This window comes from Vannielia litorea (assembly GCF_900142295.1).
Taxonomy (GTDB): Bacteria; Pseudomonadota; Alphaproteobacteria; order Rhodobacterales; family Rhodobacteraceae; genus Vannielia; species Vannielia litorea.
This window is the reverse complement of record NZ_FSRL01000001.1, coordinates 1,009,904-1,031,844: the sequence shown is the minus strand read 5'-3', so window position 1 is coordinate 1,031,844 and position 21,941 is coordinate 1,009,904. Positions and strand designations below refer to the sequence as shown.

Annotated in this window: 25 protein-coding genes; 10 read left to right on the top strand and 15 right to left on the bottom strand. The window is 69.5% G+C overall.

What is annotated here, in order from left to right; translation table 11 throughout:
* Window positions 1-7: 7 nt before the first annotated feature.
* From BUR94_RS05200 to ftsW, 7 genes are all read right to left on the bottom strand, one after another.
* Window positions 8-280 carry a hypothetical protein gene (locus BUR94_RS05200; protein ID WP_074255170.1) on the bottom strand — a complete coding sequence of 91 codons (273 nt, stop codon included), beginning with the start codon at window positions 278-280 and terminating at the stop codon, window positions 8-10.
* Between the two features lie 44 nt (window positions 281-324).
* Window positions 325-585, bottom strand: a complete 261-nt coding sequence (locus BUR94_RS05195; protein ID WP_074255169.1) for a DUF2484 family protein — start codon at window positions 583-585, stop codon at window positions 325-327.
* A complete protein-coding gene (locus BUR94_RS05190; protein WP_074255168.1) occupies window positions 582-827 on the bottom strand; it encodes a DUF2484 family protein in 246 nt (81 codons plus the stop codon). The genes BUR94_RS05195 and BUR94_RS05190 overlap by 4 nt, the downstream gene beginning before the upstream one ends.
* Window positions 828-965: 138 nt before the next feature.
* Window positions 966-1,223 (bottom strand): hypothetical protein, encoded by a 258-nt coding sequence (locus tag BUR94_RS05185; protein ID WP_074255167.1) that lies wholly within the window; start codon window positions 1,221-1,223, stop codon window positions 966-968.
* Window positions 1,224-1,239: 16 nt separating this feature from the next.
* Window positions 1,240-2,655 carry a UDP-N-acetylmuramate--L-alanine ligase gene (gene murC, locus BUR94_RS05180; RefSeq protein WP_074255166.1) on the bottom strand — a complete coding sequence of 472 codons (1,416 nt, stop codon included), beginning with the start codon at window positions 2,653-2,655 and terminating at the stop codon, window positions 1,240-1,242.
* A gap of 12 nt (window positions 2,656-2,667) precedes the next feature.
* On the bottom strand, window positions 2,668-3,795 hold the full coding sequence (locus tag BUR94_RS05175; RefSeq protein WP_074255165.1) for a UDP-N-acetylglucosamine--N-acetylmuramyl-(pentapeptide) pyrophosphoryl-undecaprenol N-acetylglucosamine transferase: 1,128 nt from the start codon (window positions 3,793-3,795) through the stop codon (window positions 2,668-2,670).
* Window positions 3,796-3,871: 76 nt separating this feature from the next.
* Entirely contained in the window at window positions 3,872-5,038 is a 1,167-nt protein-coding gene (ftsW, locus tag BUR94_RS05170; protein ID WP_074255164.1) for a putative lipid II flippase FtsW, read from the bottom strand.
* A gap of 184 nt (window positions 5,039-5,222) precedes the next feature.
* Here ftsW and BUR94_RS05165 point away from each other — a divergent pair, with 184 nt between their 5' ends.
* Window positions 5,223-5,810, top strand: coding sequence for a DUF6151 family protein (locus BUR94_RS05165; RefSeq protein WP_074255163.1), 588 nt, complete (start codon window positions 5,223-5,225; stop codon window positions 5,808-5,810).
* Window positions 5,803-7,116, top strand: coding sequence for a cytochrome-c peroxidase (locus BUR94_RS05160; protein ID WP_074255162.1), 1,314 nt, complete (start codon window positions 5,803-5,805; stop codon window positions 7,114-7,116). Before BUR94_RS05165 ends, BUR94_RS05160 begins: the two co-directional genes overlap by 8 nt.
* Here BUR94_RS05160 and BUR94_RS05155 read toward each other — a convergent pair.
* From BUR94_RS05155 to tgt, 8 genes are all read right to left on the bottom strand, one after another.
* A complete protein-coding gene (locus tag BUR94_RS05155; protein WP_074255161.1) occupies window positions 7,040-7,846 on the bottom strand; it encodes a ceramidase domain-containing protein in 807 nt (268 codons plus the stop codon). The genes BUR94_RS05160 and BUR94_RS05155 overlap by 77 nt on opposite strands.
* 61 nt (window positions 7,847-7,907) lie before the next feature.
* Complete coding sequence (locus BUR94_RS05150; protein WP_074255160.1) at window positions 7,908-8,969, bottom strand: 2Fe-2S iron-sulfur cluster-binding protein; 1,062 nt, start codon at window positions 8,967-8,969, stop codon at window positions 7,908-7,910.
* A gap of 1 nt (window position 8,970) precedes the next feature.
* Complete coding sequence (gene paaD, locus BUR94_RS05145) at window positions 8,971-9,447, bottom strand: 1,2-phenylacetyl-CoA epoxidase subunit PaaD (protein WP_175570424.1); 477 nt, start codon at window positions 9,445-9,447, stop codon at window positions 8,971-8,973.
* Window positions 9,441-10,202, bottom strand: coding sequence for a 1,2-phenylacetyl-CoA epoxidase subunit PaaC (gene paaC / locus BUR94_RS05140; RefSeq protein WP_074255159.1), 762 nt, complete (start codon window positions 10,200-10,202; stop codon window positions 9,441-9,443). Before paaC ends, paaD begins: the two co-directional genes overlap by 7 nt.
* Complete coding sequence (paaB, locus tag BUR94_RS05135; RefSeq protein ID WP_074255158.1) at window positions 10,202-10,486, bottom strand: 1,2-phenylacetyl-CoA epoxidase subunit PaaB; 285 nt, start codon at window positions 10,484-10,486, stop codon at window positions 10,202-10,204. The genes paaC and paaB overlap by 1 nt, the downstream gene beginning before the upstream one ends.
* Before the next feature lie 204 nt (window positions 10,487-10,690).
* A complete protein-coding gene (gene paaA, locus BUR94_RS05130; RefSeq protein ID WP_074255157.1) occupies window positions 10,691-11,677 on the bottom strand; it encodes a 1,2-phenylacetyl-CoA epoxidase subunit PaaA in 987 nt (328 codons plus the stop codon).
* A 3-nt stretch (window positions 11,678-11,680) separates the two neighbouring features.
* The gene (gene pcaF, locus BUR94_RS05125) at window positions 11,681-12,889 is read right to left on the bottom strand and encodes a 3-oxoadipyl-CoA thiolase (protein ID WP_074255156.1); all 1,209 of its coding nucleotides are present in this window, start codon (window positions 12,887-12,889) and stop codon (window positions 11,681-11,683) included.
* A 124-nt stretch (window positions 12,890-13,013) separates the two neighbouring features.
* Window positions 13,014-14,144: a tRNA guanosine(34) transglycosylase Tgt gene (gene tgt, locus BUR94_RS05120; RefSeq protein WP_074255155.1), complete on the bottom strand. Its 1,131-nt coding sequence runs from the start codon at window positions 14,142-14,144 to the stop codon at window positions 13,014-13,016.
* A gap of 64 nt (window positions 14,145-14,208) precedes the next feature.
* On the opposite strand from tgt, the gene rimK reads away from it, so the two are divergent.
* The 8 genes from rimK (at window position 14,209) to BUR94_RS05080 (ending at window position 21,913) form a co-directional block, all read left to right on the top strand.
* Window positions 14,209-15,603: a 30S ribosomal protein S6--L-glutamate ligase gene (rimK, locus tag BUR94_RS05115; protein WP_074255154.1), complete on the top strand. Its 1,395-nt coding sequence runs from the start codon at window positions 14,209-14,211 to the stop codon at window positions 15,601-15,603.
* Between the two features lie 167 nt (window positions 15,604-15,770).
* A complete protein-coding gene (locus BUR94_RS05110) occupies window positions 15,771-16,412 on the top strand; it encodes an endonuclease/exonuclease/phosphatase family protein (protein ID WP_074255153.1) in 642 nt (213 codons plus the stop codon).
* 3 nt (window positions 16,413-16,415) lie between these two features.
* On the top strand, window positions 16,416-17,921 hold the full coding sequence (locus BUR94_RS05105) for a phospholipase D-like domain-containing protein (protein WP_074255152.1): 1,506 nt from the start codon (window positions 16,416-16,418) through the stop codon (window positions 17,919-17,921).
* Between the two features lie 80 nt (window positions 17,922-18,001).
* Window positions 18,002-19,216 carry a GTP-binding protein gene (locus BUR94_RS05100; RefSeq protein WP_074255151.1) on the top strand — a complete coding sequence of 405 codons (1,215 nt, stop codon included), beginning with the start codon at window positions 18,002-18,004 and terminating at the stop codon, window positions 19,214-19,216.
* Window positions 19,213-19,533 carry a DUF6525 family protein gene (locus BUR94_RS05095; RefSeq protein ID WP_074255150.1) on the top strand — a complete coding sequence of 107 codons (321 nt, stop codon included), beginning with the start codon at window positions 19,213-19,215 and terminating at the stop codon, window positions 19,531-19,533. The genes BUR94_RS05100 and BUR94_RS05095 overlap by 4 nt, the downstream gene beginning before the upstream one ends.
* A 187-nt stretch (window positions 19,534-19,720) precedes the next feature.
* Window positions 19,721-20,083 carry an SUF system Fe-S cluster assembly protein gene (locus BUR94_RS05090; protein ID WP_074255149.1) on the top strand — a complete coding sequence of 121 codons (363 nt, stop codon included), beginning with the start codon at window positions 19,721-19,723 and terminating at the stop codon, window positions 20,081-20,083.
* 107 nt (window positions 20,084-20,190) lie between these two features.
* Window positions 20,191-21,393: a glycerophosphodiester phosphodiesterase family protein gene (locus BUR94_RS05085; protein ID WP_074255148.1), complete on the top strand. Its 1,203-nt coding sequence runs from the start codon at window positions 20,191-20,193 to the stop codon at window positions 21,391-21,393.
* A gap of 169 nt (window positions 21,394-21,562) precedes the next feature.
* Window positions 21,563-21,913, top strand: a complete 351-nt coding sequence (locus tag BUR94_RS05080) for a HesB/IscA family protein (protein ID WP_074255147.1) — start codon at window positions 21,563-21,565, stop codon at window positions 21,911-21,913.
* The last annotated feature ends 28 nt before the right edge of the window (window positions 21,914-21,941 follow it).

The following is a 21,941-nucleotide window of genomic DNA, read 5'->3' as shown; positions in this document are numbered from 1 at the left end:
CCGCGCATCAGCCGCCCTTGGTCCGCCACCACGCTAGCGCCATCCCCACGAAAGCCCCCGCCAACCCCGGCAGCAGCACCCAGTAGAGCAGAAAGGCGTGGCCCACGTTGTCCCAGCCCACCGGGCCGCGCCCGAGCCAGAGCCTCAGCCCGAGGCAGATCGCCAGCATCCCGCCGAGGTAGATCGCCCCGCCAAGCGGGCTCATCCAGCGCAGCCCGAAACCGATCAGCCCGAAGACAAGCGCCGCCCCGGCGGCCACGGCGTGGAGTTCGTGAAACATGCGCGCAGCATCGGCGGCCCCGGCGCGGCTGGCAAGCCCGGGCCTCAGCTTCCGGCCTTGCCGCGCCCGCCGCTGCGGATCCAGCGCCAGAAGTAGACCACCGGCCAGCGCAGCACAGAGGCCCCGGCGGCCATGCAGATGATCCCGATCAACGGCCCGTTCTGGTAGGTCACCCAGCCCAGCAGCGGGATCCCCGCGGCGATCAGCACATAGGCCCGGGTCCAGTGGTTGTCTTTCGAGGGGATCATCGCCGCGAGGTTGGCGGCCAGCGCCCAGGCGAAGAAGCAGATGAGCGACGGCGTCATGCCCCGGCCCTCCCGGTGAGTTTGCGCAACAGATGCCCGAGCGGGCGGCGGAAGAAGGAGACAAAGACAGCCAGCGCCAGCACACCCGGCACCGGCCCGTAGTCGGCAAGTATCAGCCCGATCAGCACCACCGCCCCGGCAATCAGCGCGAGCCCCGGCACGATCTGCCAGCGCATCGGCAGAAAGGCCGTGGCGGTCGCGGCAAAGACCCAGAGCAGGGCGGCGATCAGGAGCGGGCTCATGGCGCAGTCCTCTCGTCCGGCGCGGTCGGCGGCACGCGCAGCGGCTTCCGCTCCGATCCTGCGCCCAAAACGGTCGCCCAAGGGTTAACGGCGGCGCGAAAAGCGCGCGGCTCCGGTGCGCTCCGGCGGGTCCCCGGCTCAGCCACGCCGCGCCTCCCTGCGCCGGATCAGCAGGCCCAGGGCCACGCCGCATGCCAGCGGCACCAGCGCCAGCGGCCCCGCCGCCGCGCTCTGCGCGATCAGGCCCGCGGCCCAGTCCGGCCTCACTTCGAAGGCGGCCATCAGCAGCGCGCTCGCCAGCATCAGCACCACCAGCACCGTCAGCGCCCAGAGCGGGCGGGCAACGATCATGGCGGCGGCGATGGCGAGCGCCGCGAAAGTCACGAAAACAGGCATCGGCCCTCTCCCGGCCTCAGCCCTTCAGCCTCTCCGGCAGGGCGTTGGCCCATTGGCTGATCGTGCCCGCCCCGAGGCAGACCACCATGTCGCCCTCCCGGCCCTGCTCGCGCACGAGCCGCACCAGGTCGTCCTCGCTGAGGATCGCGCGGGCATGGCGGTGGCCATGGGCAATGAGCCCGGCCACCAGATCATCGCGGCTCGCGCCCGGAATCGGATCTTCGCCGGCGGCATAGACCTCGGCAATCGCCACCACGTCGGCCTCGTTGAAACAGGCGCAGAAGTCGTCGAAGAGGTTCGACAACCGCGAGTAGCGGTGCGGCTGGTGCACGGCGATCACCCGGCCCTCGGTGGCCTGGCGCGCGGCCTTCAGCACCGCGGCGATCTCCACCGGGTGGTGGCCGTAGTCGTCGATGATGGTCACGCCGTTGACCACGCCCACGCGGGTGAAGCGGCGGTTGACCCCTCCGAAGTTCGCCAGCGCCGCCTTGATCTCCTCGGCCTTCATCCCGAGATGCCGCGCCACGGCCACCGCCGACAGGGCGTTTGACACGTTGTGGTCGCCCGGCATCGGCAGGGAGCAGCCCTCGATCACCATGTCCTCGGCCTGCAGGCGGATGTCGAAATGCGCCACGCCCGCCTTGTAGGTCAGGTTCACCGCCCGCACGTCGGCCTGGGCATTGAAGCCGTAGGTCACCACGCGCCGGTCGGTCACCTTGCCCACCAGCGCCTGCACCTCGGGATGATCGGTGCAGCACACCGCCAGCCCGTAGAACGGGATGTTGGAGACGAAGTCGAGAAAGCCCTGGCGCAGGTTCTCGATCGAGCCCCAGTGCTCCATGTGCTCGGGGTCGATGTTGGTGACGATGGCGATGGTCGCGGGCAGGCGGTTGAAGGTGCCGTCGCTCTCGTCGGCCTCCACCACCATCCACTCGCCCTGCCCCATCCGGGCGTTGGAACCATAGGCGTGGATGATGCCGCCGTTGATCACCGTGGGGTCGATCCCGCCCTCGTCGAGCAGCGCGGCCACCATGGTGGTGGTCGTCGTCTTGCCGTGGGTGCCGGCCACCGCGATGTTGGACTTCAGCCGCATCAGCTCGGCAAGCATCTCGGCGCGGCGCACCACCGGCAGGCCCTTGGCGCGAGCGGCGTCGAGCTCGGGGTTGCCCGGCTTGATCGCGGAGGAGATCACGATCACCTCCGCGTTCTCCAGGTTCTCGGCGGCCTGGCCCTCGTAGATCGTGGCCCCCAGCTTCTCCAGCCGGTCGGTGATCTTGCTCTTCTTCAGGTCGGAGCCCTGAACCTGGTAGCCGAAATTAAGCAGAACCTCGGCGATGCCCGACATGCCGATGCCGCCGATTCCGACGAAGTGGATCGCCCCAAGCTGCGTCGGGAGTTTGGTTACACCCTGCATGATATTGCTTCCGTCCATGTCACTGCCTCTTCACTGCTCGCCGGAGTTTTCTCCGGTCGGTTCCGCCGTTCGTTGTTCTGCCAGCCCCTCGACCAGCTCCACCAGGCGCATGGTCGCGTCGGGCTTGCCGGTGGAGAGCGCCGCCCGTGCCATCTGGCTGGCCCCCTCGGGGGTGTCGAGAATTGTCTGGATTTGCGCCGCGAGGCTCTCGGGGTCAAGCCGTTTCTCGGGGATCAGGATGGCCGCGCCCGCGTCCACCAGCCCACGGGCATTGGCTGTCTGCTCGTCACGGATGGCGGCGGCCAGCGGGATCAGGATCGAGGGCCGCCCGATCACGCTCAGGTCCGCCACCGTCGAGGCCCCCGCCCGGGTGATGACAAGCTGCGCCTCGGCCATGCGCTCCGGCACGTCGGCGAAGAAGGGCTGCACCGTGGCCGGAATACCCGCTTGCTCGTAATAGGCCACCACCCGCGCCTCGTCCTCGGGCCGGGCCTGGTGGCTCACCCGGATGTGCCGGCGCAGATGCTCCGGCAGCGCCGCGATGGCCTCGGGCACCACGTCGCTCAGGATGCGCGCACCCTGGCTGCCGCCCATCACGAGGATCGACATCGGGTAATCGCCCGGCGCGATGTAGCCCGCGCCGGCCCGGTCGAGGATCGCCCCGCGCACCGGGTTGCCGATGTCATGGCCCTGCACACCCTCGGGCAGCTCGGTCGGCCACGTGCCGCAGGCAACGGCATGAACCCGCTTGGCAAAAAGCTCGTTCACCCGCCCCAGCACGCCGTTCTGCTCATGGATCGCCCTTGGCCGCTTGAGCAGCATGGCGGCGGCCAGCGCCGGGATCGAGGGGTAGCCGCCAAAGCCCACCACCACGGCGGGCGTGTCGCGCAGCATCCGGACCATGGCCGAGATCGTCCCGCCCGCAATCCGGAACGGCACCGCCAGCTTGGCCAATGCCCCGCCCCGCGCGAAGGTGGCGCTCGACATCACCTCGATCTGCACCGCGTCGGGAAAGGCGCCCACGTAGCGCGCGCCCCGCGCGTCGGTCGAGAGCTTCACCCGCCAGCCCCGCGCCAGCATCGCCTCCGCCAGCGCCTGCGCCGGAAACATGTGCCCGCCGGTGCCCCCCGCGGCGATGATGAGTAGAGGCTGCGTCATTGTCCTGCTCCGGCCTGCCTGGGATCGCAGCCGGGGGAGTGTGTCCTTTCGGCAGGAATATGAAGCAGGTTTCCTGTCACGGGCCTCTCCGCAGCAGGATATCGCCGATCTGGCCCTGCGGCCGGGTCCGGGTGAAGGCCAGCAGCATCCCCACCAGGATGCCCCCGGCGATCATCGAGGAGCCGCCGTAGGAGACGAAGGGCAGCGTCATGCCCTTGGCCGGCAGCAGCCGCACCGCCACGCCCATGTTGATCATCGCCTGCACGCCGAACATGCAGGCCAGCCCGGTGCCCGCAAGCCGGATGAAGGGGTCGCGCTCGCGCATCAGCCGCAGCAGCGAGCGCACGACGATCGAGGCGTAAAGCAGGATGATGGCGAGCACGAGCACCAGCCCGTATTCCTCCGCCGCCACCGCGATGATGAAGTCGGTGTGCGCATCGGGCAGCGACCACTTCACCTGCCCCTCGCCCACGCCGACCCCGAAGAACCCGCCTTCGATGATGGCGTTGGTCGCGTAGCCCAGCTGGGTGCGCGGGTCGAGATCGGGGTTCAGGAAGCCGTCGATCCGGCGGGCAAAGTGCTCCGAGCCCTCATAGGCGGTCAGCCCGCCCACCACGACCATCCCGGCCACCACCACCAGCAGCGTGATCGGCGCTCCGGCCACGAAATACATCACCGCCCAGGCAAAGAGGATCAGGCAGGCCTGCCCGAAGTCCGGCTGCAGCGCGAGCAGCAGCACGATGATCACCGCCAGGATGAACGAAAAGCTCTTGCCCGGAGGGCCCGCCACCTGCTGCGAGGCCGCCATCAGCCAGGCCGCCAGCACCACGAAGCCGGGCTTGAGGAACTCCGAGGGCTGAACGCTGGCAAACCCCAGCGAAAACCACCGGGTCGCGCCCTTGCCGAAGTCGGTGCCGAAGAACGGCAGCAGCATCAGCGCCACGAAAGACACGAAGAACCCCAGCACCGCGAGGCGGCGCACGAGGTTGGGGTTCATCATCGAGAAGGCGAACATCACCACCAGCGAGAGCCCCCCGAAGAAGGCCTGGCGCTGCACGTAATAGAAGGGGTCCAGCCCGTTTCGTGCCGCCAGCGGCGGCGAAGCGGCCAGGCCGAGCAGCAGCCCGACCCCGAACAGCAGGAGTATGGCCGACATCGACCACCGGTCGATCGTCCGCCACCACTTGGGGAGCACCGGCTCGCCCGCGCCCACGGGTGCCGTGCCGAAAACCATCTCTGTCATCAGACTGCCTGACTGCCTCGAAACGCCCGGTTTTCCGGGTCTGATCCGACAGTAACGCAAGGTGATTCGCATGGGAAGGACTTTTCGAATCACTTTTGTGAAGGCCCTGGCCCGGCGCAGTCGCGGGGTGTTCCCTGCCCGCGCGTCCTGCCCTATTGTCGCCCCCGCGACGGGAGGCGCAGCCATGGATCCGATCCCCCTCACCTGCGATTGCGGCAAGGTTCAGTTGCACATCGCCGCCCGGTCCCGCCCGCCCCAGGGCAACCGGGTGATCTGCCACTGCAACGCCTGCCGCGCCTTCGCCCGGGTGCTGGGCCGGGCCGACATTCTCGATGCGGGCGACGGCACCGAGATCCTCCAGGTCCGCTGCGACCGGCTCGCCATCGCCCGCGGTGCCGAGCACATCGCCGCCCTGCGCCTCTCGCCCAAGGGTCTCGCCCGCTGGTATGCAGCCTGCTGCACCACGCCGCTCGGCAACACCGGCCCCGGCCCGAAATACCCCTTCTTCGGCGCGATCACCCACACCATCGCCGACAAGGACCGCCTCGGCCCGCTCAAGGCACGGGTGAACATCCCCAAGGGAAAGGTGCTGCCCGAGGGCCTGCCGCCCGCGCAGGGCAGCACCTTCGCTGCGGTGGCGGTGATGGGCCGCATCATCCTCGGCGGCTGGCTGAAGGGCGCACAAAAGCACCACCCGCTGTTTCCCGGCGGTGAACCCCTGGCCGAGCCCTGCGTCATCACGCTCGAAGAGAAGGCCGCCGCCTATGCGTAGCCTGCTGCTCGCCCTCGCCTTCCCGGTCACCGCCGCCGCGCAGGAGTTCCCCGCCCCGCTGACCGAGGCCGACTTCATCGCCGTGAACGAGGCCGAGGCCGCGCTCGGGCAACTGCTGTTCTACGACCCGATCCTCTCGGGCAACCGCAACATCGCCTGCGCCACCTGCCACCACCCCCGTTTCGCCACCTCCGACGGGCTTTCGCTCGGCATGGGCGAGGGCGGCATCGGCCTCGGCCCCGACCGGGTGGCCGACCCCGCCAACTACCCCACCGAGTTCATCCCCCGCAACGCGCCCGCGCTCTTCAACCTCGGGGCCACTCAGGTCACCGTGCTCTTCCACGACGGCCGCATCGAGGTGGACCCGGCCCGCACATCCGGCTTCCGCACCCCGATGGGCGAAGACATGGAGGTGGGCTTTTCCGGCATCCTGTCGGCGCAAACCATGTTCCCGGTGCTCTCGGCCGACGAGATGGCAGGCCACGTGAAGGAAAACGACATCGCCAAGGCGGTGCGCTCGGGCCGGATCACCGGCCCCGGCGGCGCCTGGGACATCATCGCCCGGCGCGTCGAGGGCGCGGGGGATTACCAGCAGCGTTTCGAGGCGGTCTACCCCGAGGTGGCCGCAGGCCGCCCGCTGCACTTTACCGATATCTCCAACGCCATCGCCGCCTTCATGGCCTTCGAGTGGCGGGCCGACATGGCCCCCTTCGATGCCTTCCTGCGCGGTGACGCCGCCGCGCTTTCGGCCGAGGCCCTCGAGGGCGCAAAGCTCTTCTACGGCGCGGCCGGCTGCTCGGGCTGTCACGCCGGCGCCCTGCAAACCGACCACGGCTTTCACGCCATGGGCGTGCCCCAGATCGGCCCCGGCAAGCGCATGGCCTTCGAGACCCACCACAGCGACATCGGCCGCATGGGGGTGACCGGCCGCGCGGAGGATGCCTATGCCTTCCGCACGCCGTCCCTGCGCAACGTGACGGCCACCGCCCCCTATGGCCATTCCGGCGCCTATGCCGATCTGCGCGACTTCGTGCAGGCCCATGCCGCCCCACGCGCCGCGCTCGCCGCCTACACCGGCGCCCCCGCCCGCCTCGCCGCGCTCGAGCATGACGCGCTGGGCCCGCTCTCCGACGCCGCCGACCGCGCCGCGCTGGAGGCCGCCATCGAGGTCGAGGACAGGCCGCTCTCGGCGGCCGAGACCGATGCGATCATGGCCTTTCTCGAAAGCCTCACCGACCAGCCCGCCATCGACGGCCGCCTCGGCGTGCCCGATACCGTGCCCAGCGGGCTGCCCGTGGACAGGTAGGCCGGTCTGTCAGCCTGCCACTTGGCGACGGTCCGTGGGGCGGGCAATCTGCCCGCCGCTCCTGGCGCCGCCGCAGCAGCGCCCCCTGCCGCGCCAGCACCCCGATCACCAGCGCCAGCGTGACCGCGTTCGCGAGGTGCCAGAGCCAATGGGTGCCGAGCGGCAGCACCGCGCAGAGCGGCCCGTCGAGCGTGCGGGCGGTGAGCGAGGCGGTGAAGACCAGCGCCGCCGTGGCCATCCGCCCAAAGGGCGGGCTGCGCTGCGCCGCGGTGAGAGCGGCGAAGCCCCAGAGCGAGAGAAAGGCCGGCGCATAGCCCACCGCCCCGCGCAGCAGGGGCGGCGCGATCAGCGCAAGCCCCCATGTGGCGCCAATGAGCAGCGCCAGCACCGGCGGCACCAGCAGGGCTGTCCGGCGCCCCTGCGCCCCGGTGAACCGGTGCAGCCCGGCGACCAGCGCCACCAGCGAGAAGAGCTGGATCGGCACCACATCCGCCAGCGCGGCCCAGCGCGTCGCGAAGGTGTGAAAGGCAAGCGAGCCCATCCCGATGGCGGCGAGCAGCAGGCAGAGCACGGTGACCGCGCCCCGCGCCTGCCCGATCCGACGCGCGTGCAGGAGTGCGACCAACGCCGCCAGCAGGAAGGCCGCGTTGGTGAGGGCATTGACCGGCTCCGCCCAGAACGCCGGGGAGAGCCGCTCGCAATAGCCGTCGATCGGGGCTGTCCAGTCCATGCGGTCCTTCTGGCACAGGCCGGGGCGGAAGCGCAGGCCGGGACTTGTTCCGACCTGCGGATCACGCGTCGTAGCTCACCACCACCCGGTCCGAGATCACGTGGCTCTGGCAACTCAGCACGTAGCCCTTGGCCACCTCGTCATCCTGCAGCGCATGGTTCGCCGCCATCTCCACCTCGCCCTCCAGCACCCGGCAGCGGCAGGTCGAGCACACGCCCTTGCGGCAGGCAAAGGGCAGCTCAAGCGAGGCCGCCAGCCCGGCCTCCAGCACCGTCTGCCCCGGTTCCACCACCAGCGTCCGCGTCACGCCGTCGAGCGTGACCAGCGCCTTGGCGCCCGCCGCCCCCGCCGCCACCGCCGCCGCCGCCCGCTGCGGCAGCCGCCCCGGCTGGTCGGAGGTGAAAAGCTCGAACCTGATCTGATCGTCGCGCAACCCCGCCGCCTTCAGCGCCTCCGAAATCGCCAGCATCATCGGCTCCGGCCCGCAGATGAAGGCCACGTCCACCCCCTCCGACTCGATCAACCCCGAGAACAGCGCCGCCACCTTCTCGCCGTCCACCCGGCCCGAGAACAGCGGCACCTCCTGCGCGTCGTGCTCCAGCACGTGGATCACCTGCAACCGCCCCATGTGGCGGTTCTTCAGGTCTTCCAGCTCCTCGCGAAACATCACCGTCGCCGCCGCGCGATTGGCATAGACCAGCGTGAACCGCGCCTGCGGCTCCCGCGCCAGCGTGGTGCGGATGAGCGAGAGCACCGGCGTGATCCCCGAGCCGCCGGCGAAACCGAGGTAATGCCGCGCCAGGCCCGCCTCCAGCGGCACGAAGAACCGCCCCGCCGGCGGCATCGCCTCGAGCCGCATCCCGGGCTTGAGGTTGTCATTGGCCCAGGACGAGAAGGCCCCGCCCTCGACCCGCTTGATCCCCACCTGCAACCCCTCGCCCACGCCGCAGCAGATCGAATAGCTGCGCCGGATCTCGGTGCCGTCGATCACCGCCCGGAAGGTCAGGTATTGGCCCTGGACGAAGGCAAAGGCCTCGGGGTCGTCGGGCCTGAGCGTCACCACCACCGCCTCGCGGGTGGTCGGGCGCACGTCGGTCACGGTGAGGGGGAGAAATCGGGCCATGTCAGATGCACTTGAAGTAGTCGAAGGGTTCCAGGCAGTCGCCGCAGCGCCACTGCGCCTTGCAGGGGGTGGAGCCGAACTGGCTGACCTTGCTCAGGTTGTCCGATCCGCAACGCGGGCAGCGCTCCGGCCCGCCCGCGGGCTGCGGCGGGGCGATGCCATAGGCCTCCAGCTTGGCGCGGCCCGCCTCGGAGAGCCAGTCGGTCGTCCAGGGCGGCGCGAGCTGGCGGCGCAGCTCCAGCTGCTCCACCCCCGCCGCGCGCAGGGCCGCCTCGATCTCCATGTTGATCACCGCCGTCGCCGGGCAGCCCGAATAGGTCGGCGTCACCGTGACAACCAGCAGCGCGCCCTCGTAGCCCAGCCCCCGGATCACCCCCAGGTCGACGAGGCTGATCACCGGGATCTCCGGGTCCGGCACGCCCGCCAGCACCTCCCAGGCCTCCGCCTCGGACAGGCGCGATGTGGCCACGCTCACCATGTCGCCCCCGGATAGGCGCGCTGGAGCCATTGCATCTGGGTCAGCAGATGCCCCAGCGCCTCGGAATGGCGCTTGCCATCCTTGCCGCCACGATGGGCAAAATCGCTCTCCGGAAGGGCCAAACTCGCCTCCCCCAGCACGCGCCTTAGCGTCGCCTCCCAGCCCGGCCGCACCGCCTCCGGCGCAGGCGCAATCCCTTCCTCGGCCAGCGCCACATCCACCGGATCGGCCACCAGCGCCTCGCCCGCCCAGGGCCAGAGCCAGTCGAGCGCCGCCTGCATCCGCGCGTGGCTCTCCTCGGTGCCGTCGCCGAGGGCCACCACCTGCGCCGAGGAGCGCTCGAGGTGATAGTCCACCTCCCGCACCGCCTTCTGCGCGATCTCCGAAATCCGAGGCTCCGACGAGGCGCACAGGCCCCGCAGCATCTCCACATGCCAGGCATCGAAGAGAAACTGCCGCATCACCGTGCGCCCGAAATCCCCGTTCGGCTGCTCCACCAGCAGCAGGCACCGGAAGTCCCAGGCATCGCGCAGAAACGCCAGCTCATCGGCCGTCTTCCCTGCGCTCTCCCCGGCCAGCCCGAGCCAGAGCTGCGCCTGCCCGATCAGGTCGAGCGCGATATTGGCCAGCGCGATGTCCTCCTCCAGCACCGGCGCCCGCCCGCACCACTCGCTCACCCGGTGCCCGAGGATCAGCGCGTTGTCTCCCATCCGGAGCGCCAGCGCGCCGACCGGGTCGAAGCCCGCATCCAGCATCACATCGCCCCCACGTCGTCGGGGATGTCGAAGAAGCTGGGGTGCCGGTAAACCTTCGATTGCGACGGCTCGTAGAACGGCCCCTTGTCATCGGGGTTCGAGGCGGTGATCTGCACCGAGGGCACCACCCAGATCGAGACCCCCTCGTTGCGCCGCGTATACACATCCCGCGCCGAGAGCAGCGCGTGTTCGGCATCCGCCGCATGCAGGCTCCCCACATGCCGGTGGCTCATCCCGTGGCTGCCCCGGATGAACACCTCCCACAACGGCCATTCCCTGCTCATCGCCTGCTCCCTTTCTCCGTCATCCTCGGGCCTGACCCGAGGATCTCCAGCCCCCCAACTCCACTGTCACCCTCAGTCTCGACCCGAGGGCCTCCAGCATCCCCGTTCCACCGTCACCCTCGGGCTTGACCCGAGGGCCTCATTCCACGAGATCCTCGGGTCAAGCCCGAGGATGACGCCGCTCACTCCCCCGCACCTTGCCGCTCACTCCGCCGCCTCCCGCCGCGCCGCCTTCTTCGCCGCATGGGCGCTCATCGCATCGCGCACCCACTGGCCTTCCTCCCAGGCATCGCGCCGCGCCTTCATCCGCTCGGCGCTCTCCGGCCCCTGCCCCTTCAGCACGGCAAAGAACTCCTCCCAATCGGGCTCCGAAAAGTCGTAGCCGCCCTTCTCCTCGTTCCAGGCCAGCTTCTCGTCGGGCACCGTCAGCCCGAGGTACTCCGCCTGCGGCACCGTCTGGTCCACGAACTTCTGGCGCAGCTCGTCATTGCCGTTGATCTTGATCCGCCAGGCCATGTTTTGCGCCGAATGCACGCTCTCCGCGTCACTCGGCCCGAACATCATCAGCGACGGATACCAGAACCGGTCCAGCGCATCCTGCGCCATCCGCCGCTGCGCCTCCGTCCCTTTCGCCATCTTCATCATGATGTCGAAGCCCTGCCGCTGGTGAAAGCTCTCCTCCTTGCAGATCCGGATCATCGCCCGCGAATAGGGCCCATAACTCGTCCGCTGCAACGGCACCTGGTTCATGATCGCCGCGCCATCCACCAGCCAGCCCACCGCGCCGATATCGGCCCAGCTCAGCGTGGGATAGTTGAAGATGCTGGAGTATTTCATCCGGCCCGAAAGCAGCTGCTCCGTCATGTCGTCGCGGCTGATCCCCAGCGTCTCGGCGGCGCAATACAGGTAGAGCCCGTGCCCCGCCTCGTCCTGCACCTTGGCGAGCAAAATCGCCTTGCGCTCCAGCGTCGGCGCGCGGGTGATCCAGTTGCCCTCCGGCAGCTGCCCCACGATCTCGCTATGGGCATGCTGGCCGATCTGCCGGATCAGCGTCTTCCGATAGCCCTCCGGCATCCAGTCCTGCGGCTCGATGGTCTCGCCCGCGTCGATCCGGTCCTGAAACGCCGCCTCCTGCGGGCTCATCTCCGCACGGCTCTTGCCGCCCTCGGACTTGATCATCTGTGCATACATGGCTCAGACCCTTTCGATGATGAGGGCAACCCCCTGCCCCACACCCACGCACATGGTGCAGAGCCCGTAGCGCCCGCCGCGCCGCTGCAACTCCCGCGCCGCCGTCAGCACCAGCCGCGCGCCGCTCATTCCGAGCGGATGGCCAATCGCGATGGCCCCGCCGTTGGGGTTCACATGGGCCGCATCCTCCGCCACGCCGAGGTCGCGCAGCACGGCGATGCCCTGGGCGGCAAAGGCCTCGTTCAGCTCGATCACGTCCATCTGGCCGATCTCCAGCCCCGCCTTCGCCAGCGCCTTGCGCACCGCCGGCACCGGGCCGATCCCCATGACCCGCGGCGCAACGCCCGCCGATTGCATGGTCACGATCCGCGCCATCGGCGTGAGCCCCTGCGCCTGCGCGGCGGCCTCAGAAGCGACCAGCAGCGCCGCCGCCCCGTCGTTCACGCCCGAGGCATTGCCTGCGGTCACCGTCAGCTCCGGCCCGTTGACCCCCTTGAGCCGCCCAAGCTGCTCGGCGGTCGTGCCCGGCCTCGGGTGCTCGTCGCGGTCCACCACCAGCGGCTCGCCCTTGCGCTGCGGAACCTCCACCGGAACGATCTCCTGCGCAAAGATCCCGGCCGCGTCCGCCCCGGCCCAGCGGGCCTGCGAGCGCGCCGCAAAGGCATCCTGATCCGCGCGGCTCACGCCCCAATCGGCGGCCACGTTGTCGGCGGTCTCGGGCATCGAGTCGGTGCCATGGGCCGCTTTCATCGCCTTGTTCACGAAGCGCCAGCCGATGGTGGTGTCGTAGATCTCCGCCGCCCGCGAAAAGGCGCTGGTGGCCTTGCCCATCACAAAGGGCGCGCGGCTCATGCTCTCCACGCCGCCGGCAAGGGCGAGGTCGTAATCTCCCGCCCTGATCGCGCGTGCGACCGTGCCGATCGCATCCATCCCGCTCGCGCACAGCCGGTTGATCGTCGCCCCCGGCACCGTCTCGGGCAGGCCCGCCAGCAACAGCGCCATCCGCGCCACGTTGCGGTTGTCCTCCCCCGCCTGGTTGGCGCAGCCATAGATCACATCGTCGATCGCCGCCGGGTCCAGCCCCGCGTTGCGGGCCATCAGCGCCCGGATCGGCACCGCCGCCAGGTCATCCGCCCGCACCGAAGACAGCGCCCCGCCATAACGCCCGATCGCCGTGCGCACCCCGTCACAGATGAAAGCCTCTCCGGCCATGCGTATTCCTCCCTGCTCGCCGGGAGAAATCTACGCTCCGGGGAGATTCGGCGCAACCGATACGTTACACGATACCGCGATAGGGCATAATTCGGTAACGCATGAGTGCCGGGCGAGCCCCGCCTCACAGCGGCGGAATGTCCCCCTCCGCCCGCATCGCGTGAAACTCGGCCTCGAACTGCGCGAACCGCCCCTCGGCAATGGCCGCGCGCATCCCCGCCATCAGCTCCTGGTAGTAATGCAGGTTGTGCCAGGTCAGCAGCATCCCCGAGATCATCTCGCCCGCCCGGAAGACGTGGTGCAGATAGGCCCGTGAATAACCCCGGCAGGCCGGGCAGGTGCAGTGCTCGTCGAGCGGGCGCGGGTCGTCGGCGTGGCGGGCGTTCTTGAGGTTCACCTGCCCCCGGCGGGTCCAGGCCTGCCCGGTGCGCCCGCTCCGCGAGGGCAGCACGCAATCCATCATGTCCACGCCCCGCTTCACCGCGCCGACGATATCATCGGGCTTGCCCACGCCCATCAGGTAGCGCGGCTTGTCCTCGGGCAGCATCCCCGGCGCATAGTCGAGCACGCCGAACATCGCCTCCTGCCCCTCGCCCACCGCAAGCCCGCCGATGGCATAGCCGTCAAAGCCGATCGCCCTCAGCGCCTCGGCACTCTCGCCGCGCAACGCCTCCGTCACGCCACCCTGCTGGATGCCGAAGAGCGCGTGCCCCGGCCGGTCGCCAAAGGCCGCCTTCGAGCGCTCCGCCCAGCGCATCGAGAGCCGCATGCTCTCGGCCACCGCCGCCTCCTCGGCAGGCAGCGCCGGGCACTCGTCGAAACACATCACGATATCCGATCCGAGCAGCCGCTGGATCTCCATCGAGGTTTCGGGCGAGAGAAAGTGCTTCGACCCGTCCACATGGCTGCGAAAGGTCACGCCCTTCTCGGTCAGCTTGCGCAGATCGGCCAGGCTCATCACCTGAAAGCCGCCCGAGTCGGTCAGGATCGGCTTCTCCCAGTTCATGAAGCCATGCAGCCCGCCCAGGCGAGCCACCCGCTCCGCGCCGGGCCGCAGCATCAGGTGATAGGTGTTGCCGAGCAGAATGTCGGCCCCGGTGGCCGCCACGCTCTCGGGCAGCATCGCCTTCACCGTCGCCGCCGTGCCCACCGGCATGAAGGCCGGCGTGCGGATCTCCCCTCGCGGCGTCGACAGCACACCCAATCGGGCCTTGCCGTCCCTCGCCTTCACTTCGTATGTCACGCGCGTCGTCATGAGACCGTCTCCTTGGCGCTCCATATCCGACAGTTGAAACCAAATGCCAAGGAGCCAGCCTCCCATGACCGGTCCCGCGCCCACCCCCCTCCAGTTCGGCTGGGAAGAATGGATCGCCCTGCCCGCGCTGGGCCTGCCGGCCCTGAGGGCCAAGGTCGATACCGGCGCCCGCACCTCGGCGCTGCACGCCTCCGACATCGAAACCTTCGGCCCCCAGGCGCGGCCCAAGGTGCGATTCACCGTGCACCCGATTCCCGGCCGGGAGGATCTGCTGATCCCCTGCTCCGCCGCCATTTCCGACCGCCGCGAGATCACCTCCTCCAACGGCGAGAAGGAACTACGCTACGTCATCGAAACCCCGCTCGAGGTCGCCGGCACCCGCTGGCCCATCGAGGTCACGCTGACCGACCGCTCCACCATGGCCTCCCGGATGCTGCTCGGCCGGCAGGCCCTGCACGAGGCGATCAACATCCACGCGACCGACCGCTTCTGCCAGCCCGAGCTGGATTACGAGGTCTACCACAGCCCCTCCGTCCGCGCCGCCCAGCCGCCGCGCGCCCTGCGCATCGCCGTGCTCTCGCGCGAGAACAACCATTCCACCCGCCGCCTGGTCGAGGAGGGCGAGAAGCGCGGCCATACCGTGGAGGTGATCGACACCACCCGCTGCTACATGGCCATCTCCACCCTCGCGCCCGAGGTGCATTACGACGGCAAGCGCCTGCCCCGCTACGACGCGGTGATCCCCCGGATCGGCGCCTCCGTCACCCAGTACGGCACCGCCATCGTGCGCCAGTTCGAGACCATCGGCACCTTCTCGGTCAACCCGTCGCACGGCATCACCGCTTCCCGCGACAAGCTCCACGCGCATCAGATCATGTCGCGCGCCAAGGTGCCCATGCCCGACACCGCCTTCGCCGCCTCGCCCAAGGACACCCACAACCTGATCGCGCTGGCGGGCAACGCGCCGCTGATCGTCAAGCTGCTGGAAAGCACCCAGGGCAAGGGCGTGGTGCTGGCCGAAACCCGCAAGGCCGCCGAGTCGGTGATCGACGCCTTCCGCGGCCTCAACGCCAACTTCCTGGTGCAGGACTTCGTGAAGGAGGCCGCCGGCGAGGACATCCGCTGCCTCGTGGTCGGCGGCAAGGTGGTGGCCTCGATGAAGCGCAAGGGCGCCGAGGGCGACTTCCGCTCCAACCTGCACCGCGGCGGCACCGCCACCGCCGTGCGGATCTCCAGGGAAGAGCGCGAAACGGCCGCCCGCGCCGCCCGCGCCTTCGGGCTGGGCATGGCCGGGGTCGACATGCTGCGCGCCGCCGAGGGCCCGCGCGTGCTGGAGGTCAACAGCTCGCCCGGCTTCGAGGGGATCGAGGCGGCCACCGGCAAGAACGTGGTCGGCAAGCTCTACGACGAGATCGAGCATCACGTGAGGCCCAAGCACGTCCGCCGCCGCAAGGCCTGACCCCGAAGCGCGCCACCCGCCGGAACCCCGCGCCCCCGCTCCGCATTGACTCCCCGCCCCCAGGCGGCACCCTGTATTGCAGCCCGCCCCGGAGAGATCGTCATGCCCCCTGCCGCCGCCCCGACCCGCCCCCCGTCGCGCTCCCCGTCGCGCCCCCTGCGCCGCAGATGAGGATCGCCAGCTACAACATCCGCAAGGCCGTCGGGCTCGACTGGCGGCGCGACCCGGCCCGCATCCTCGCGGTGCTCGAGGAGATCGACGCCGACGTGGTCCTGCTCCAGGAGGCCGACCGCCGCTTCGGCTCCCGCGCGGGCGTGCTGCCCGCCGAGGCGCTGGGCGACATGGGCTACCGCTTCGCCCCGGTCAACCTGCGCCCGGCGAGCCACGGCTGGCACGGCAACGCCATCCTGTCGCGGCTGCGCACCGAACGGCCCCAGCGCCTGCACCTGCCCTCGCTGGAGCCCCGCGGGGCCGTCGCCGCTCGGGTCGCCGGCGTCACCGTGGTCGGCGTCCACCTCGGCCTCACCCCCCGCACCCGCACCCGCCAGCTCTCCACGCTGGAAAGCCGCTTTCCCGAGGGGCCGGTGGTGATCGGCGGCGATTTCAACATGTGGCGCGGGCGCAAGGGCGAGGCCTCGCACTTTCGCCTCCTCGCGCCCGGCCCCAGCTTTCACGCCTCCCGGCCCACCGTCGCGCTCGACCGCTTCGCCCTGCTCGGGGTCAGCCACGCCTCGGCCCATGTGCACCACTCGCCCGCCGCCGCCCGCGCCTCCGACCACCTGCCCATCGTGCTCGACCTGCAAGGCTGACCCATGATCACCCTGCTCCTCACCCTCCACGCCCTGCTGGTCATCGGCTTCACCCTGCGCATCCTGCTGCGCGACGACCTCTCGCCGCCCGCCCGCATGGCCTGGTTCGTGGTGCTGGCCGCCGTGCCCTACATCGGCACCGCCGCCTATTTCCTCTTCGGCGAGGTCGACATCGGCCACGAGGCGGCCCGGCACGACAGCTACATTTTCGCCCAGATCGACGAGTGGCTCCGCGCCCACCCGCAGACCGATGCCACCAGCGCGCTGCCGCCCCAGATCCGCCCCGCCTTCCGCACCGCCGCCTCGATCAACGGCTTCACCCCCGCGCCCGGCAACGAGGCCACCCTGCTGGAGGATGGCGCCGCCGCCCGCGACGCGATGATCGCCGACATCGACGCCGCCACCGACCACGTCCACGTGATGTTCTACATCTGGTTGCAGGACGAGACCGGCACGGCGCTGGCGCGCGCCCTGATCCGCGCCGCCCGCCGCGGCGTTCTGGTCCGCGCCATGGCCGATGCGCTGGGGTCGCGGGCCATGCTGCGCTCCGCCCTCTGGAAGGAGATGGGCGATGCCGGCGTGCACACCGCCACCGCCCTGCCCCTCGACAAGCCGCTCCGCACCCTGCTGACCGCCCGGATCGACCTGCGCAACCACCGCAAGATCACCGTCATCGACGGCCGGGTCACCTGGTGCGGCTCCGGCAATGCCGCCGACCCGGCCTTCCGGCCCAAGCACCGCTTCGCGCCCTGGGTCGACATCATGCTGCGCTTCACCGGCCCGGTCGTCACCCAGAACGCCCTGCTCTTCGCCTCCGACTGGATGGCCGCCACCGGCACCCCGCTCACCCAGCTCGCCATCGCCCCCGCCCGCGCCCCGTCATCCCCGGCCCCGGCCCTCGCATCTCCCGCCCCCCGCGCCCCGTCATCCTCGGACCCGACCCTCGCATCTCCCGCTCCCGGCTTTCCCGCCGTCGCCCTGGGCGACGGCCCCACTCTCCGCCCCGGCGCCACGCCCCAGCTCTTCGCCACCCTGCTGGCCGCCGCGCAGGAGCGCATCACGCTGACCACCCCCTACTTCGTCCCCGACGCCACAGTGCTCTCCGCCCTCGCCGCCGCCGCCAACCGCGGCGTCGCCACCACCCTCGTCTTCCCGCGCCGGAACGACAGCCTGATCGTCCGCGCCGCCTCCCGCAGCTACTACCGCCAGCTGCTCGAGGCCGGCTGCCGGATCCACGAGTTCGAGGGCGGGCTGCTGCACGCCAAGACCCTCACGATCGACGGGGCCACCGCCCTTATCGGCTCCTCCAACCTCGACCTGCGCAGCTTCGACCTGAACTACGAGAACAACATCCTGCTGCACGACCGCGCCACCACCGCGACCATCGAGGCGCGCCAGGCCGAGTATCTCGCCCGTTCGAAGGAGATCACCCTGGCCACGGTCCGCGGCTGGCCCCTGCGCCAGCGGATCTGGCAGAACGCCGTCGCGACCATCGGCCCGATTCTCTAGCCCATCACGCCCCGCCGACCGCTTGCACCCGGCCCGCGGTCCCTGTATTGTTATGTTATAACATACCTACAGTGAGTCCCATGCCCGATACCCGCCTCCCCGTCACCGTCCTCTCCGGCTTCCTCGGCGCGGGCAAGACCACCCTGCTCAACGCCGTGCTCTCCAACCGCGAGGGCCTGCGCGTGGCGGTCATCGTCAACGACATGTCCGACGTGAACATCGACGCCGACCTCATCCGCGACGGCGGCGCCAACCTCTCGCACACCGATGAAACACTGGTCGAAATGACCAACGGCTGCATCTGCTGCACCCTGCGCGACGACCTGCTCACCGAGGTCCGCCGTCTCGCCGAGATGAACCGCTTCGACTACCTGCTGATCGAAAGCTCCGGCATCTCCGAGCCGCTCCCCGTCGCCACAACCTTCGAGTTCCGCGACGAGGCTGGCGCCAGCCTCTCCGATGTCGCCCGGCTCGATACCATGGTCACCGTGGTCGATGCCGCCAACCTGCTGCGCGACTACGCCAGCCACGACTTCCTGCGCGACCGGGGCGAGAGCCTCGGCCCCGAGGATGAGCGCACCCTCGTCGATCTGCTGGTCGAGCAGATCGAGTTTGCCGACGTCGTGGTTCTGAACAAGGTCACCACCGCAGGCGACAACGCCCGCCGCGCCGCCCGCCTGATCGTGACTTCCCTCAATCCCGACGCCAGGATCATCGAGGCCGATTACGGCGCCGTCACCCCCTCCGCGATCCTGGGCACAGGGCTCTTCGACTTCGAGACCGCCCACGAACACCCGCTCTGGGCCAAGGAGCTCTACGGCTTCGCCGACCATGTGCCCGAAACCGAGGAATACGGCGTCAGCTCCTTCACCTACCGCGCCCGCGCGCCCTTCCACCCCGAGAAGATCCACGCCGTGCTGAACGGCCCGCTGCCCGGCGTGATCCGCGCCAAAGGGCATTTCTGGATCGCCACGCGCCCCGACTGGCTGGCCGAGTATTCGCTCGCCGGGGCGCTCTCCTCGGTCAAACCCATGGGCCGCTGGTGGGCCTCGGTCCCGCAGGAGCGATGGCCCACGCACCCCGAGGCGCGGCGCTACATCGACCACCACTGGCAGGAGCCCTACGGCGACCGGCGGCAGGAGCTGGTCTTCATCGGCGCCGGCATGGACCAGCCCGCCATAACGGCCGCACTCGACGCCGCCCTGATGCCCGGGACCGATGCGCTCTCGGAGAATTGGCGCCACCTCCCCGATCCCTTCCCCGGCTGGCGCGCGGCCGAGCCCGAGCCGGCATGACCCGCCGCAACCTCGCCACCTCCCTGCCCCGCCGGCGGCGGCGCGGAGCCAGCCCGATGCGCGCCTACGACAGCCTGCCACCCGCGCTCCGGGGTTGGCTCTCACGCGCCGCCCTTCCGTGGTCGGCCCGCTCCGCACTGCGCGCCTTCAACCGCGCGCTGGCCCGGCATGACGGCGATGTCCAGGCGGCGCTCGCCCGGCTCGACCAGCTCGAGGCCAGCACCCTCCTGCGCGACGCGCCGCCCACCTGGGGGCCGCTCCATCCTGCGGCCATACCCGCGCCGCCCGGGCGCCCACCGCACGCACCGTTCACTTAACCATCACGCCCGAAATCGCGTATGCATGGGATGTGCATCACTTGTGCATGGGTTGTGCCTGTGACCTCCCTGCGGTTAATGCCGAAAATCGACCAGGCGTTACCGCACCGTGCGCGCAACACCCTGCCCTTGCCGCACCGGCCCCTTTCTCCTATGTAAACCCTCAGGAACAGGAGCCACCAGATCCATGCCCGAAGACACGCCCCCCCTCGAAGGCACCCCGCTGATCCAGCCTTCCTCTACCGATCATCCGCTCTACGAGCAGATCGTCGAGGCGTGCCGCACGGTCTATGACCCTGAAATCCCTGTAAATATCTATGACCTCGGCCTGGTCTACACGCTCGCCATCTCGCCCGAGAACGAGGTGAACGTCATCATGTCGCTCACCGCGCCGGGCTGCCCCGTGGCCGGCGAGATGCCCGGCTGGCTGGCCGATGCCATCGAGCCCATCCCCGGCGTCAAGCAGGTCGATGTCGAGATCACCTGGGAGCCGCCCTGGGGCATGGAGATGATGAGCGACGAGGCCCGCCTCGAACTCGGATTCATGTAACCCTTCCAGGGCCTTGCGCAAATTCACCTGAACGTCACGCAGCCGTTTTGCGGGCGTCACACACCGACCCTTTCTTGCGCCCATCGCAAACCAAGGAGTCGCACCAAATGCGCCAGATCCCCCTTCTCGCCGCCCTAGCCTTGAGCACTGCCGCCCCGGCCTTCGCCGCCGCCCCGCTCGACGGCTACGGCCCCCGCCCGGCCTATCTGATCGGCAAGCTGCCCGAGGGCGAGCTGAAGACAAAGCTGCAAAGCTGCCTCGGCCAACCCATTGCAAAGTCTGACTTTTCCATCGCCCACCGCGGTGCGCCGATGATGTTTCCCGAGCACACCGCCGAGAGCTACCGCGCCGGCGCGGCCATGGGAGCGGGCATCGGCGAATGCGACGTGACCTTCACCAAGGATCTCGAACTGGTCTGCCGTCACGCCCAGAACGACCTGCACACCACCACCGACATCCTGGTCAGCGATCTCGCCGCCACCTGCGCCACCCCCTTCAGCCCCGCCTCCGGCGAGACGAAGGCCGCGGCCGAGTGCCGCACCAGCGAGCTTTCCCTGAGCGAATTCAAGAGCCTGATGCCCAAGATGGACAGCGCCGACAGCGCCGCCACCACGGCTGAGGAGTATCAGGGCGGCATCGCCGGCTGGCGCACCGCGCTCTACGTGCAGGAGCCCACCATCCTCACCCACGCCGAGTCGATCGAGCTGTTCAAGGAGCTGGGCGTCAAGATGACCCCCGAGCTCAAATCGCCCTCCGTCGAGATGCCCTTCAACGGCTTCACCCAGGCCGACTACGCCCAGAAGATGATCGACGAGTACAAGGCCGCCGGTGTCGATCCGAGCCAGGTCTTCCCGCAGTCCTTCAACCTCGAGGATGTCCTCTACTGGGTTGAGAACGAACCGGAATTCGGCAAGCAGGCCGTGTTTCTCGTGGAGCCCGCCGAGGGCTTCGACGAGCAGACCCCCGAGACCTGGGCCGAGGATTTCGCCGATCTGAAGGCCCGCGGCGTGCAATATCTCGCCCCCTCGATGAACATGCTGGTCACCCCCGAGAACGGCACCTACGCCGCCTCCGCCTATGCCAAGGCGGCCAGGGAGGCAGGCCTCAAGCTCATCACCTGGTCGCTCGAGCGCTCCGGCCCCCTCGCCTCGGGCGGCGGCTGGTACTACAACTCGACCACCGAGATCACCGACAGTGACGGCGATATCTACGAGCTGGTCGACGCCCTGGCCCAAGACGTTGAAGTTGAAGGCATCTTCTCCGACTGGCCCGCCACGGTCACCTTCTACGCCAACTGCATGGGCCTCTGAGCCCTTGGCGCCCTGCGCGTCCGGCGCGCGGGGCGCCCTCCCCCCACGGCGGCTCCTTCGCCGGGAGTCCTGCCTGGGCCGGAAAATCTTCGTGAAGATTTTCCACCCCCCACAGCACCCTTGAGCCACCGCCCCTCGCGGCCTACATATGGGCCAAAGGAGCACACCCATGTTCGGCATTCCCGGCAAGCAAGCCGTCACCATCACCCCCCGCGCCGTGGCGGAGATCGCCAGGCTGATGGCCCGCGACGGCCACCAGGGCCTGCGCATCGGCGTCAAGAAGGGCGGCTGTGCTGGGATGGAATACACGATGGAATACGCCACCGAGGTCAATGCCCATGACGAGGTCGTGGAGCAGGACGGCGCGCGCGTGATGATCGCGCCGATGGCGCAGATGTTCCTCTTCGGCACCGAGATCGACTATGAAACCTCGCTTCTGGAGTCCGGCTTCAAGTTCAACAACCCCAATGTGACCGAGGCCTGCGGCTGCGGCGAGTCGATCAAGTTCGCCGACACGTGAACCGGGCCTTGACCGCCCCCGCTTGCGG